Below are 14218 nucleotides of genomic sequence, written 5' to 3' on the forward strand. Positions count from 1 at the left end.
CTTTAAAAAAGCAGACAAAAACATCTTTATCGCTAAAACCCGACATTTTCATTAGACAAATTTTTAATACCCTTGACTCTATGTAGATAAAACATTTCACCAGAGTAATTTTCATTAGACCAGACAAAGGTCTTTGTCGTATCCTGAACTTTAAAACACCCACGATAGCTTTCTATATCAGGGTGTCTACTCACAATAATTGCATCCCAATCTTTATATTTCTCATATACAGATGAAAACCATAGATCGTACTGATTCATTCGATTGTATCGATTAAAGTATATCAGCTCGAATCTATCTCCACTGTAGAACATTAATTCTGAAGCAATTCCATAATGTTCACAAATTATCACCGTTTTATTTTTTTTATCAACTTCACTCTCCAATGTATTTGAAAGAGCCTCCCATCCAACTAAACGCTTTGTGACATCTTCGATCGGCACCACTCTAGCAATAATTGCCTGTCGTCCTTGATAAATACCATCAAAGATAAAGAAGTAGAGTAGTATAGATAAAATGGATAACATATAGAATCCTCCTTTATTTTTCAACTTCTCTACACCTAAAAATAGGATATAAGGCATAGGACAAACGACAAATAGTGTCCAGTTAATATGAGAAGCATTCTTACGAGTAAAAGACATCACTACAAATACCAATATAGTCATGAGGTATGGAATTAAAACCAATTGGCTAGTGATACTCTTACTCTCAAATTGTCTTTTAATACCAGAAAACACGAAAACAAAGACAAAGCCCCCAAGTAAAAGGAATTGACCACCTAGAAATTCAAACATATTACGGAAGGAGTGAACCAGGCTAAAATCATTATGTACTGAGACGGATAGATGAAACAGGTGTTTAAAAGAGACATAGTCATGGGTTGCCGCCCAACCAACAATTGGGAAGCTGCCAATGAGTGTTATTCCTAGGAAAATAAAGAAGTGTAGCCAACTAAGTTTCTTTCTAAACACCACATAGATGGTTGGTAGCAATGCAATAATCATTGCATACTTTGACAACAATCCCAAAGAGAATATAACACCTAATAAAAACCAGTCTCTCAAACGGTCTTTGAAATAGATCTTGGTTAATACTAGAATAAAAAGCATGTAGAAAAACAGAAGAATCACATCTGTTGTGAAAAATAGTACGGTATACCAATAATGTGGAAATAGATAATATATACCTAGTGCCCTAAAGGCTTGTTCACTATCTTTTGTTATATACTTAACCCATGAGTAGAATACAAGAGCCGTTAGGTTACCAAAAATCCATGACCACATACGGATAGATATTTCAGACTGCCCTAGTATGGCATTTGATAGATAATTCAAAAATGCAATTAGAGGAGGTTTGGAATAGTAAGACCATTGCAATTTATTTGACCAACTCCAATACTGTGCTTCATCAAAATGTAACTCTAACGGGAAAGTGATCAGAATAACAAATGTAACAAGGGACATAGTCCACCATAAAATCGTAGCTTTCTTCATTGAACTTAGGGATTGATTGTTTATTCATTAAACAATTTCATATGATCTAGGTTCAACTCAATATAGGGTAATTAATTTTATTTACATTCGCATTTTTAATCAACACAAGTTGTTACGTCCAATGGAATACCATTTAACCATAGAAGAAACCACACATAAGATCCGAAATAAAGCAATAGAGTTGGGGTTCCTTGCATGCGGATTTTCGCAATCTAAACACCTTAACGAACATGAGCCTAGACTGATCAATTGGCTAAAAGAACATCGCCATGGTGAGATGTCATATATGGCAAACAACTTAGAAAAAAGAGTAAACCCCTCTCTTCTCGAAGATGGGACAAAAACCATCATCTCTGTATTATTGAACTACTACCCATCCATAGATCAAGAAAGTGATAATAAGTGGGTCATTTCAAAATATGCATATGGAAAAGATTACCATTACATTATGAAAGACATGCTAAATGACCTTTTACTCTTCATTCAACAACTAATTCCAGAGGCAAAAGGACGAGTGTTTGTCGATTCAGCACCAGTCTTAGATAGAGCATGGGCAGTAGAGTCGGGATTAGGTTGGATAGGTAAGAATGGGAATGTTATCTCCAAAGAACACGGATCATTTTTCTTTATTGGAGAAATACTCCTTAACCACACATTAAAATACGATGATAGTCAATCTAAAAACTATTGTGGAAAATGCACTCGATGTATAGATGTATGCCCAACAAAAGCCATTTATGAACCACAAAAAGTAGATGCACGAAAATGTCTGTCATATGCGACAATAGAGTATCGAAGCGCTGAAATTCCAGAGTCCATAAAAGGTAAACTAAACAATAGGCTTTATGGTTGTGATATATGCCAAGACATCTGCCCTTGGAATATTAAAAATGCAACACCAACCAAAATAGAAGCATTTAAACCTCTTATTGGTGATGAATGTTACACTAATGACTACTGGGAAAATTTGACCAATGGGGAGTTCAAAAGGAGATATAAATCAAGTCCAATTATGAGGGCTGGACTCAAACAAATAAGACGAAATATCAATTGGCTTTCGGATGAAAATAAAATATGTGATTGATATTCATAAAATTAAGGTTCATTGTCGATAACACCGATGGTTAAAATATCGATTTCATCATTATGTTAAGTTTAGATCAAACTAAGTTTGTCAAATACAAAGATGAAGAAGTCTAAACTACTCGACATTTAGTTTTAACATAATTACGGCAGAGGAAGCTACTAAGGTCTTTGACTAAAACTAATTAAAAAAGAATTACGAAAATGGCTCATAAATTTTAAACAGGATTTGTATTACCCCTCAGCTCAAGTTAGAGGCTATCCCTTATGATTTGTCTTGTTATACAACAAAATATCAGTAAAAAACGGACAACATTTTAGAATGGAGGAAGAAAACCTATTATATTTATCCTCATTGTATTAAATTTGCCCACATAACAAAAGGTAAAAACAGATGTCGTTGCCTACTATATATATTGAATATGAATCAAAATGAGGTGGTAATAATATACACAGATGGGGCATCGAGAGGAAACCCAGGTCCTGGAGGATATGGGACAATACTCATGTATAAAAATCATCGTAAAGAGATATCAGAAGGTTTTCGAAAAACGACTAATAATAGAATGGAGCTTCTTGCTGTGATTGTCGGGTTGGAAGTCTTAAAAAGAGACGGTTTGAATGTAGTAGTCTACTCTGATTCAAAATATGTTGTTGACTCTGTTGAGAAAAAGTGGGTTTTTGGATGGCTTAAAAAACGATTTAAAGATAAGAAGAATGCAGATCTTTGGATGAGATTCTTACCACTCTATTCAAAACATAATGTAAGAATGGTTTGGATTAAAGGTCATTCAAACAACATCGAGAATGAGAACTGTGACCGGCTAGCAGTTGATGCAGCACTAGGAAATAACCTCTTAATTGATCAGGGGTATGAAAGTTCTGTACAGTAATCAATGCAGATAAATTAGTAAGATCATAAGATTAATACACGTAATGAGATTCTTTTATAATATAAGCATTTACCTTTATTATCTTATAGTGAAAATTGTTTCACTATCGAACAAGAAAGCAGAGAAATGGATTAAAGGTAGAAAAGAGGTCTGGAGTAAACTTAGTGAACAGGTTGATTCAAATGGCAGTTACATATGGTTCCACTGTGCCTCACTAGGAGAGTTCGAACAAGGCAGGCCTTTAATTGAAAGAATCAAAGCCAAAGATCCCAACAAGAAAATCCTTGTCACTTTTTTTTCTCCATCTGGTTATGAGGTTCGAAAGAATTATGAACTAGCAGATTTGGTTCTTTATCTTCCATTAGACACAAAAAAGAATGCACAGAGACTTTTATCATCTATAAATATTCAAAAAGCATATTTCATTAAATATGAGTTTTGGTATTATTTCTTAAACGAACTTCATCAAAGGTCTATTGACACCTATTTGGTTTCAGGAATATTTCGTCCTTCACAAATATTTTTTAAACCTTATGGTAAATGGTATGCTAATATATTAAACAACTTCACCTTCCTATACCTTCAAAATGAGAAGTCGAAGGAACTTCTTGAATCCATTCATATCACAAACTGTAAAGTTTTAGGTGATACACGCTTTGATCGAGTAAATGACATTGCCCTGTCAGCCAGCGAATTATCAAAAATAAGTTCTTTCAAACAGAACTATAAACTGATTGTTTGCGGAAGTACATGGCCAGAAGATGAAGCATTACTTGTGGATTATATCAATGCATCAAAAAACATTAAGTGGATCATTGCACCACATGAAGTTAGTGAATCGCATACGATAGCCTTAAAAAACAAATTAACTAAAAGCAGTATTCTTTTTAGCAACCTTAAAGATTCAGACCCTACCAACTACGACATTATTATTGCAGACGGTTATGGGTACCTAACTAGTTTGTACAAATATGCTGACATTGCCTATGTTGGAGGAGGTTTTGGTAAAAGCATCCATAATATTTTAGAGGCAGCAACATTTGGAGCACCAATACTTTTTGGCCCTAAACATTCAAAATTTAAAGAAGCCATAGATCTAATACAGCTAAAAGGAGCATTTGATATACATAATAAACTAGAAGTAGAGAGTAGACTCAATAGTCTATTAAAATCTGACAGCACATTACGGTCAGCTTCAACTATTTGCAAAGAATATGTAACAAAAAACACAGGTGCTACTGATATTATTTTAGAAGAAACATCATAGTTTATTTCACTTATTACAATAGCTTTTATAAGTTAAAATAATATACTTCAAAGTCAAAATATTTTCTACTGTTTTTTGTCAAAAATTTCATCTTTTGTAAACTTTTTATTTTTTTCAATAATCAAAACGACTGACCAGCAATAAGTTAACTCTTTTACGTTGATAACTTTTAAAAATATTTAGAACAAAAGTTTACTCTCAATTGTATTTTTAATGTACCTTGCAACGCAAATTCAGAAAAGCTTAATCTTATCACTTTTCTTTGTTGCAGAAATGTCAACATTTTTAACTATTCATCATGGAATTGAGAGACATTGACGTAAAAGAAGCTATGACGTCTAAAAAAACTTACACGAACGAGGAAGCATTTCAATCGTCGCTAGAATATTTTAAAGGAGATGACCTTGCTGCTAGAGTATGGGTTAATAAATATGCTCTAAAAGATTCATTTGGAAACATCTACGAGCAAAATCCAAATGATATGCATAAACGCCTAGCGAAAGAAGTAGCTAGAGTTGAAAACAAATATTGTAACCCTCTAACAGAGGAAAATATATTTGACCTTTTTAAAGATTTCAAGTATTTGGTACCACAAGGAGGACCAATGACTGGAATTGGCAACGATTTCCAAATTGCTTCTCTTTCAAACTGTTTTGTAATTGGTGAAAGTGGCCCTTCGGATTCTTATGGAGGTATCATGAAAGTAGATCAAGAGCAAGTACAGCTTATGAAGCGTCGTGGTGGTGTAGGTCATGATCTTTCTCATATTCGTCCGGCAGGGTCTCCAGTTAAGAATTCAGCACTGACATCTACAGGAATTGTTCCTTTTATGGAAAGATTTTCAAATTCTACAAGAGAGGTTGCACAAGATGGAAGACGTGGTGCATTAATGTTGTCTGTATCAGTGAAGCATCCAGATTCGGAAAGTTTTATTGATGCAAAGATGACAGAAGGGCGTATTACTGGAGCCAATGTTTCGGTTAAGATCCATGATGATTTTATGAATGCAGTAAAAAATGATGTGCCTTACACACAACAGTATCCTGTTGAATCAAAGCAACCATCATTTACAAAGAGTACCAATGCTAAAGACTTGTGGAATAAGATTGTTCACAATGCATGGAAGTCGGCAGAACCGGGAATTCTTTTTTGGGATACAATAACAAGAGAATCAGTTCCAGACTGTTACAGTGACTTAGGATACAAGACCGTTTCGACTAATCCATGTGGTGAAATTCCATTATGTCCATATGATAGTTGTAGACTTCTTGCACTGAACCTGTATTCATATGTTCAGAGTCCATTTACTACAGAGGCTAAATTTGATTTTGACCTTTTTGCGCAACATGTAAAATATGCACAGCGTATCATGGATGATATCATTGACCTTGAATTGGAAAAAATCGATGCTATTATAAGCAAGATTGACAATGACCCAGAAGGGGAAGAGGTTAAAAGGACTGAGAGAAACTTATGGGCAAATATTAAGCGTAAAGCTGAAGAAGGAAGACGTACAGGAGTTGGTATCACAGCAGAAGGTGATATGCTTGCAGCACTCGGTCTTAAGTATGGCTCTGAAGATGCAACAGATTTTGCAGTTGAAGTTCAAAGAACCTTGGCAATAAATGCATATGTAGGATCTACAGAGCTAGCCAAAGAGAGAGGTGCTTTTTCAATATATGATGCAAAAAGAGAACTTCAGAATCCTTTTATACAACGACTAAAGAGTGAATCAAAGGAGTTTGCGGCAAACCTAGATAAATACGGTCGTCGTAACATTGCATTACTAACAATAGCTCCTACAGGAACAACTAGTTTGATGACACAGACGACATCGGGTATTGAACCAGTGTTTATGCCTGTTTACAAACGTCGTAGAAAAGTAAATCCGAATGATAAAAATGTTCATATTGATTTTGTTGATGAGGTAGGAGACTCTTTCGAAGAGTATATCGTATTCCATCACAAGTTCCTTGAATGGATGAGAATCAACAATATGGATAACACCAAGAGATATAGCAATGAAGAGTTAGAAGATCTTATTGCAAAATCACCTTATCACCAAGCGACATCTAATGATGTAGATTGGTTAGAGAAAGTGCGCATGCAAGGACTTATTCAAAAGTATGTTGACCACTCTATATCCGTTACGATTAACCTTCCATCTGACGTATCAGAAGATCTTGTAAGTAAACTATACTTCACAGCATGGGAGTATGGATGTAAAGGGATTACAGTATATCGTGATGGATCACGTTCTGGGGTTTTAGTTTCAGCAACCAAGAAAGAGAAAAAAGTTGTTGATAAACCAACTCAGAGACCGACAGAATTAGTTGCAGATGTCGTTCGTTTCCAAAACAATAAAGAGAAATGGATTGCATTTATTGGACTTATTAACGATGTTCCTTACGAGATCTTCACAGGACTTCTTGATGATGAAGATGGTCTATTAATTCCACGTGCAGTAACGACAGGTTTGATTATTAAGAACAAAGATGAAGAAGGAAATAGTCGTTATGATTTCCAATATTCAAACAAGCGTGGAATCAAAACAACTATTGAGGGACTATCTCATAAGTTCAATCCAGAATTTTGGAACTATGCCAAACTGATCTCTAGTGTCCTACGTCATGGTATGCCAATTACGAATGTTGTAGATCTTGTATCTAGTCTTCAATTTGATAATGAAACGATTAATTCATGGAAAGTTGGAGTCTCTCGTGCCCTTAAAAAATATATCCCTAATGGAACGAAATCAGGAGCAACGTGTACTTCTTGTAACTCAACCAATGTAATTTATCAAGAAGGGTGTCTTATTTGTAAAGATTGTGGTTCATCTAAATGTGGATAACCATCTTAATATAAAAGTAGAAAGCAAATGGGCAGTAACTAAATTACTGCCCATTGTTTTTATCTAGTATAATTGTAAAAGTTGTTCCTATTCCTTGCTTTGAATCAACCTTTAACTCTCCCTTCATTATATCCATAAAACTCATACATATCTGCAGTCCTATACCGACACCTTGATCTAACGATTCAATGTAGCTAGCTTGCTTCTTTTTTTTCATCAATAACTCGATCTGTTTTGGACTCATTCCACATCCGTTGTCACAAATCTCAATTTCCACATGTTCTTCAATAGACTTTAAGTTACAATGAACCACCCCTTGTTTCGGAAGATATCTAAATGTATTCATAGTGATATTTCGAAACACAGTTCTTAACATCTTCATATCTACATTTACAGGAAGTTTATCAAGTTTAGAATTAAACAATATCTCTATATCTTTATCTAGAGGAATAAAAGCTCGAAACCTCTCTATGCTTGACTCTAGCTCATCCACTAAGTCGACACTCTGTGGACTATATTTCACTTCTCCTTTAGAAAGGTTAATCCAATTTAGTATATCATGAACTAAAAATTCAATTCCAGAAGTAGTCTCTTTCATACGAGAGAGAATTTCACGCCTATCATCACTTGACAGAGATTCATCTTCTAAGAATTCAATAATAGAATTAAGCGATGAAATAGGAGTTCGAATATCATGGCTAATAACTGATGTAATATCTTCGACAAACGTATTGCCTCTCTGCTCAATCTCTTTTAACCTTCTCTTCTTTTTCACCATCTTACAGATAACAATACTGAGAACGACGAGATTAAGTAATAAGAGAATATAATTTAAGTTCCACATAAAAACAACGGTATTAAAGTCACTTTATCATTACAAATGAAAAACACAAAGCATAATATGTTATAGTACTAATATAACGAATAAATACCCCAATATTACCTTACAGTTAATATTTATCCATTTAATACTATTTCATATAAATTCATTGCAAATTAAAACATTATCCATTATTATTGTAATCAATCAAAATCGAAGAAAAAAAAACTCATCATGAAAAGATATCTAATCATACGATTTCTTTCGAAACACAATAACTCTTCAAACACACGTATGCGCTGCATGCGCTAGATTACTACACCCTCCATTCTAAGCTCAAGAAGCTTCCATTGAAACATTCAGATAGCTAATGACAATCTTTAACTTAAGGTATGTCTGCTTATCTACACCGTAAACATTAGAACCATACACATAATATGAAGGCAACAATAGATCAGCTATTGCGGAATCGTATACTCATACTTGACGGAGCAATGGGAACTATGATTCAACGATACAACCTTGACGAAGAAAGTTTTAGAGGTGATAAGCTCAAAAATATATCTCAATCAATAAAAGGGAATAATGATATTCTCAACATAACACAACCTCAGGTAATACAACAAATCCACACCTCTTTCTTACTATCTGGTGCAGATATTATTGAGACCAATACATTCAATGCAAATCGTATTTCCCAACAAGATTACGATTTAGAGGATTATGTTCGTGAAATCAACATTTCTGCTGTAAAAGTTGCAAAAGCTGCCATTGCAGATTGTGGAGAGCAGAATAAATTTGTAGCTGGTGCAATAGGTCCAACGAACAAGACCTTATCTATGTCTCCCGATGTAAATGATCCGGCATATAGAGCTATCACTTATAATGAGCTAAAAGACGTATATTTTGAACAAGCGGTTGCACTAATTGAAGGTGGGATTGACCTATTTATTGTGGAGACTATTTTTGACACCTTAAATGCAAAAGCAGCATTACATGCCATAAGATATGCTCAGGAGTATAAAAATACGACACTTCCAATCATTGTCTCTGGAACTGTTACAGACGCTTCTGGTCGAACGTTATCAGGGCAAAACATAGAAGCCTTTGTAACATCATTGCAACATCACCCTATCCTTGCAATTGGCTTAAACTGTTCTTTTGGGGCAGAAGCACTGCTTCCCTATATCAGTGAACTTTCAAAAATATCATCTGCCCCCCTGATTGTTTATCCAAATGCAGGTCTTCCTAATGAGTTGGGAGAGTATGATGAAACACCTTCTGAAATGAGAAGGCAGTTGATGCCATTTATTGATCAAGAACTGGTCAATATTGTTGGAGGATGTTGTGGTACCACACCCGAACATATCCATGCGATTTCAGCTCTATGCAAAAACAAACCACCACATCAACCAAAGAGACAAAAGCATATTCTAAAACTATCAGGGCTTGAAACCCTTACCATTGATGCTTCTACGAACTTTGTGAATATTGGTGAGAGGACTAATGTGGCAGGGTCACGTAAATTTGCAAGACTTATCCGAGAAAAGAAATATGAGGAAGCATTATCTATTGCAAGAAACCAAGTGGAAGGGGGTGCACAAATTATCGATATTAACTTAGATGATGCGATGCTAGATGGAGTAGATGAAATGACATATTTCCTCAATTTAATGATGACAGAACCTGAGATTGCAAGGTTGCCTATCATGGTTGATTCCTCTAAGTGGGAAGTGATTGAGGCTGGTCTGCAATGCATTCAAGGAAAAGGTATTGTAAATTCTATTTCCTTAAAAGAGGGTGAAGAAGAGTTTATCCAGCATGCCACGACAATAAGATATTATGGTGCAGCTGTTGTGGTTATGGCATTTGATGAAGAGGGACAAGCAACCACCTATGATCGAAAAATTGAGATTTGCGAACGTGCCTATAACATTCTTGTAAACCAAATAGGGTTCCCTCCAGAGGATATCATTTTTGACCCTAATATCTTAACTATTGGTACAGGAATGGAAGAGCATGATAATTATGCAATGGACTTCATTCAAACAGTATCTTGGATTAAAAAGAATCTACCTTACGCAAAAGTAAGTGGAGGTGTCTCAAATATTTCTTTCTCTTTTAGAGGCAATAATGTTGTCAGAGAGGCTATTCATTCAGCTTTTCTTTTTCATGCCATTCATGCAGGAATGGATATGGGAATAGTCAACCCAAGTATGCTTCAAATCTACGATGACATACCCAAAGAGCTACTCGATAAAGTAGAAGATCTGATTCTGAATCGCCACAATAATGCGACTGAGAACCTTATTACCTATGCCCAAACCATTCAAGAAACAGGAAAGAGTGAAATTGTTAAAGAAGTTTGGAGAGAGAAGCCTTTAGCCGAAAGATTAACTTATGCTTTGGTAAAAGGAATCACCGACTATATAATCGAAGACTTAGAAGAAATTGCAGATCAATATCCTTCTAAGCTAGGAATCATCGAAGGTCCTTTAATGGATGGAATGAACAGAGTAGGTGATCTTTTTGGCTCTGGAAAAATGTTCTTACCACAGGTGATCAAATCTGCACGTGTGATGAAAAAAGCAGTAGCTTGGCTAACTCCTTTTATCCAAGAAGAACAAGCACAACAGAAACAGAAAAAGACCTCTAAGCCAAAAGTACTTCTTGCAACAGTAAAAGGAGATGTTCACGATATTGGTAAAAATATTGTAGGAGTTGTACTATCTTGTAATAATTTCGATGTCATCGACTTAGGTGTAATGGTTAAGGCCGAAGATATTATATCCAATGCCATTAAACATCAGGTAGATATGATTGGTCTGAGTGGGTTAATTACACCATCTTTAGATGAAATGATCCATGTAGTGTCTGAATTAGAACGTAAAGGACTTACATTTCCTGTCCTTATTGGTGGTGCTACCACTTCTAAAATACATACTGCAGTTAAGATTGCACCACACTATAGTGCACCTGTTATCTATACTAAAGATGCATCTCAAACAGTACCTGTAGCTAAAAAAATCGTCGCGAACGATAAAGATCTCTTTGCAGATATAAGAAATGAGTATGAAGCAGTAAGAACACGTTATCAAAATAAATCGAAGAAATATATCTCATTCGAAAAGGCTAACACAAGAGCCTTAAGCGTGGACACAAAGAGTCAATATACCCCCAATCGTATTGGTATAACACCATTAAACGATATCAAAGTAGCAACCCTCTTCCCATATATCGATTGGAGTTTCTTCTTTCACGCATGGGGATTAAAGGGACATTTTCCTTCAATTCTAGAACATCCTGAACGAGGGGTAGAGGCAACGAAACTTTATCACGATGCCCTTGAGATGCTGGAACAGATCAATAGTCAACAATGGATTCAACCGAAAGCAGTAGTTGGGATATGGCCCGCAATAAATCAAGGAAACCATATCGACCTTTTACATCCTAAAAATAAAAATACTGAGAATACCTTCTATTTCTTAAGACAACAGCACGATATAGGAGAAGATGGTATAAACTTAAGCTTAGCAGACTTCGTTATCAAGGATACCATTGATTATATCGGGGCTTTCGCTGTGACAACAGGAACAGGAATAGATGAACTCTGTAATAAATATAAAGACGATAATGATGACTATAACGCTATTTTACTAGAGACATTAACAGATAGACTAGCTGAAGCACTTGCTGAGTATGTACATTATAAAGTTCGTACTGAAATTTGGGGATATGCTCCCAATGAATCCCTCTCCATGAAAGAGATTCATCAAGCGAAGTATCAAGGAATTAGACCTGCTATTGGATATCCAGCATGTCCTGAACACTCTGAAAAGACAACTCTTTTCAAACAATTAGAAGTCGAGAAGCATACAGGTATAAGTCTAACGGATAATTTCGTAATGTACCCCAAAGCATCAGTCAGTGGCCTCTATTTTGCACATCCTGAATCAAAATATTTCTCACTAGGAAATATCGAGAAGGATCAAGTAGAATATTATGGAAAACAGAAGAATTTATGTTTATTTGATACGGAGAAATTTTTATCAACAAACATAAATTACAAATGAAAAACGAAACAAAGAAATTAGCTATTGCATTCCTTCTAGGTATATGTACAATGTACACATTGGACTATTTATTTCATTTTAATAATCCAATATCTAAAGTTGAGAAAGAGATCAATAAAGCTTCAAAAGATTTAAAGTCTCTTTTCAAATAAACAGTACATAGAAGATCCGATAGCTTTGATATCAAATCAATTATTTGCAAAAGATGAAAGTAATAGAAAAGATAAATCAAAGTAAAAAAACACTATTCTCATTTGAACTCTTGCCTCCTTTAAAGGGGCAAGATGCATCTAAACTCTATCGAACTATCGAAGAGTTAATGGAATTCAATCCTCAGTATATTAATCTTACAACACATCGTGATGAGATAGAGTTCAAAGAGCTCTCAGATGGTGTGTTCCAAAAAAGGACCGTTCGTAAACGACCAGGCACAGTAGCCATCGCTGCTGCACTACAGCATAAATTCAATGTTCCCGTTGTTCCTCATGTACTATGTGCTGGCTACTCAAAAGAAGAAACAGAGAATATGCTTCTGGATCTCAACTTTCTTGGCATCAAAAACATACTCGCATTAAGAGGTGATAGTTTAAGAACAGAGAACCTATTTAAGCCACAAGAGGATGGACATAATTATGCTGTTGACCTCGTAAAACAGATTGCAGACATTCGAAATGGAAAATACTTAGACCCTGATCTAAAGAATAAAACGCCTCTTGATTTTTGTATTGGCGTAGCAGGTTATCCAGAAAAGCATTTTGAAGCACCAAACCTTAATTTCGATTTAGAAAATGTAAAGAAAAAAGTAGATGCAGGTGCTGATTACATTGTAACACAGATGTTTTTTGACAACAAGAAATATTTTGAATTTGTAGAAAAATGTAGAAATATAGGAATCAATGTACCTATTATTCCAGGAATAAAGCCTCTTTCTAAAAAGATTCACTTCTCTCTGATTCCACGTATTTTTAGTTTAGATCTTCCTGAAGAGCTTTCTAAAGAACTACAACACTGTAAATCAAACGATGATGCGTTACAAGTGGGTACGGAGTGGGCAATACATCAAGCCAAAGAATTGATTGAAAAGAAAGTTCCATCACTACACCTTTATACATATGGATTGGCTGATAATACCAAAGAGATACTTAAAACTATTTTCTAAATAAAACACATTGATTGTTAATAAAAACAAATGCGTGTAATTAAATATACCTACATGTCAACTAACAATAGTGAATACTTTTCAAATTCAAAAAAGAGTAGTAGATCATCATTTGTTGTTTTGACAAAAAGGACTATTGATGTAAATACACTTATCACCCACACCCTTAGATCTACGAACTATTGTTTTATTTCAATGTTCGTAGATTTTTTTCATCTTAATAATCAACCGATTGCAAAAAATACATATTTTCCTTTTATTTTTTTTCTTTTCACATGGGTACCTTTTACTATTATAAGTATTAATATATGAAAAGTGTTCAAAATTAAGCATTGCGTTTCTAAGGGGTGGGGAGACAAGTTATTGTCTCCCTTTTTTATTTTTAATGCGTTAGACAACTCTATAAATTATTATATCTACACACCTACTACTTAACAATTCAATATATTATTATTTTCTAGTATTATTATATGATATTAATTGAGAATATATACTTGAACTGTTTTACTCAAAATATGTTAACGTAATCATTTATGAGTACATTCTATTCTTACTCTTTTCCAACTTAATATTTAC

At 34.7% G+C, this 14218-nt stretch carries 9 protein-coding genes; 7 read left to right on the top strand and 2 right to left on the bottom strand.

The window, feature by feature from the left end; genetic code table 11:
• Positions 1–32 precede the first annotated feature (32 nt).
• On the bottom strand, positions 33–1496 hold the full coding sequence (locus tag K5X82_10785; protein ID QZT35786.1) for a glycosyltransferase family 39 protein: 1464 nt from the start codon (positions 1494–1496) through the stop codon (positions 33–35).
• 121 nt (positions 1497–1617) lie between these two features.
• Here K5X82_10785 and queG point away from each other — a divergent pair, with 121 nt between their 5' ends.
• From queG to K5X82_10805, 4 genes are all read left to right on the top strand, one after another.
• A complete protein-coding gene (queG, locus tag K5X82_10790) occupies positions 1618–2580 on the top strand; it encodes a tRNA epoxyqueuosine(34) reductase QueG (protein QZT35787.1) in 963 nt (320 codons plus the stop codon).
• Positions 2581–3016: 436 nt separating this feature from the next.
• Positions 3017–3472, top strand: a complete 456-nt coding sequence (gene rnhA, locus K5X82_10795) for a ribonuclease HI (GenBank protein QZT39119.1) — start codon at positions 3017–3019, stop codon at positions 3470–3472.
• An 88-nt stretch (positions 3473–3560) separates the two neighbouring features.
• Positions 3561–4739: a 3-deoxy-D-manno-octulosonic acid transferase gene (locus tag K5X82_10800; protein QZT35788.1), complete on the top strand. Its 1179-nt coding sequence runs from the start codon at positions 3561–3563 to the stop codon at positions 4737–4739.
• Positions 4740–5037: 298 nt separating this feature from the next.
• A complete protein-coding gene (locus K5X82_10805; GenBank protein QZT35789.1) occupies positions 5038–7590 on the top strand; it encodes an adenosylcobalamin-dependent ribonucleoside-diphosphate reductase in 2553 nt (850 codons plus the stop codon).
• A 43-nt stretch (positions 7591–7633) separates the two neighbouring features.
• Here K5X82_10805 and K5X82_10810 read toward each other — a convergent pair whose 3' ends face one another.
• Positions 7634–8368 carry a HAMP domain-containing histidine kinase gene (locus K5X82_10810; GenBank protein ID QZT35790.1) on the bottom strand — a complete coding sequence of 245 codons (735 nt, stop codon included), beginning with the start codon at positions 8366–8368 and terminating at the stop codon, positions 7634–7636.
• Positions 8369–8847: 479 nt separating this feature from the next.
• On the opposite strand from K5X82_10810, the gene metH reads away from it, so the two are divergent.
• The 3 genes from metH to metF are packed head-to-tail and all read left to right on the top strand — an operon-like array spanning position 8848 to position 13642.
• Entirely contained in the window at positions 8848–12483 is a 3636-nt protein-coding gene (gene metH, locus K5X82_10815) for a methionine synthase (protein QZT35791.1), read from the top strand.
• Complete coding sequence (locus tag K5X82_10820; protein ID QZT35792.1) at positions 12480–12635, top strand: hypothetical protein; 156 nt, start codon at positions 12480–12482, stop codon at positions 12633–12635. The genes metH and K5X82_10820 overlap by 4 nt, the downstream gene beginning before the upstream one ends.
• 53 nt (positions 12636–12688) lie before the next feature.
• The gene (metF, locus tag K5X82_10825) at positions 12689–13642 is read left to right on the top strand and encodes a methylenetetrahydrofolate reductase [NAD(P)H] (GenBank protein ID QZT35793.1); all 954 of its coding nucleotides are present in this window, start codon (positions 12689–12691) and stop codon (positions 13640–13642) included.
• Positions 13643–14218: the final 576 nt, after the last annotated feature.

Source organism: Prolixibacteraceae bacterium (genome assembly GCA_019856515.1).
Classification (GTDB): domain Bacteria; phylum Bacteroidota; class Bacteroidia; order Bacteroidales; family Prolixibacteraceae; genus Halosquirtibacter; species Halosquirtibacter xylanolyticus.

Bases quoted from the DNA above. Each gene is read 5' to 3' on its own strand.
- K5X82_10820 (QZT35792.1), top strand. From the start codon at position 12,480: ATGAAAAACGAAACAAAGAAATTAGCTATTGCATTCCTTCTAGGTATA.
- K5X82_10810 (QZT35790.1), bottom strand. From the start codon at position 8,368: ATGGTGAAAAAGAAGAGAAGGTTAAAAGAGATTGAGCAGAGAGGCAAT.
- K5X82_10785 (QZT35786.1), bottom strand. From the start codon at position 1,496: ATGAAGAAAGCTACGATTTTATGGTGGACTATGTCCCTTGTTACATTT.
- queG (QZT35787.1), top strand. From the start codon at position 1,618: ATGGAATACCATTTAACCATAGAAGAAACCACACATAAGATCCGAAAT.
- metH (QZT35791.1), top strand. From the start codon at position 8,848: ATGAAGGCAACAATAGATCAGCTATTGCGGAATCGTATACTCATACTT.
- metF (QZT35793.1), top strand. From the start codon at position 12,689: ATGAAAGTAATAGAAAAGATAAATCAAAGTAAAAAAACACTATTCTCA.
- K5X82_10805 (QZT35789.1), top strand. From the start codon at position 5,038: ATGGAATTGAGAGACATTGACGTAAAAGAAGCTATGACGTCTAAAAAA.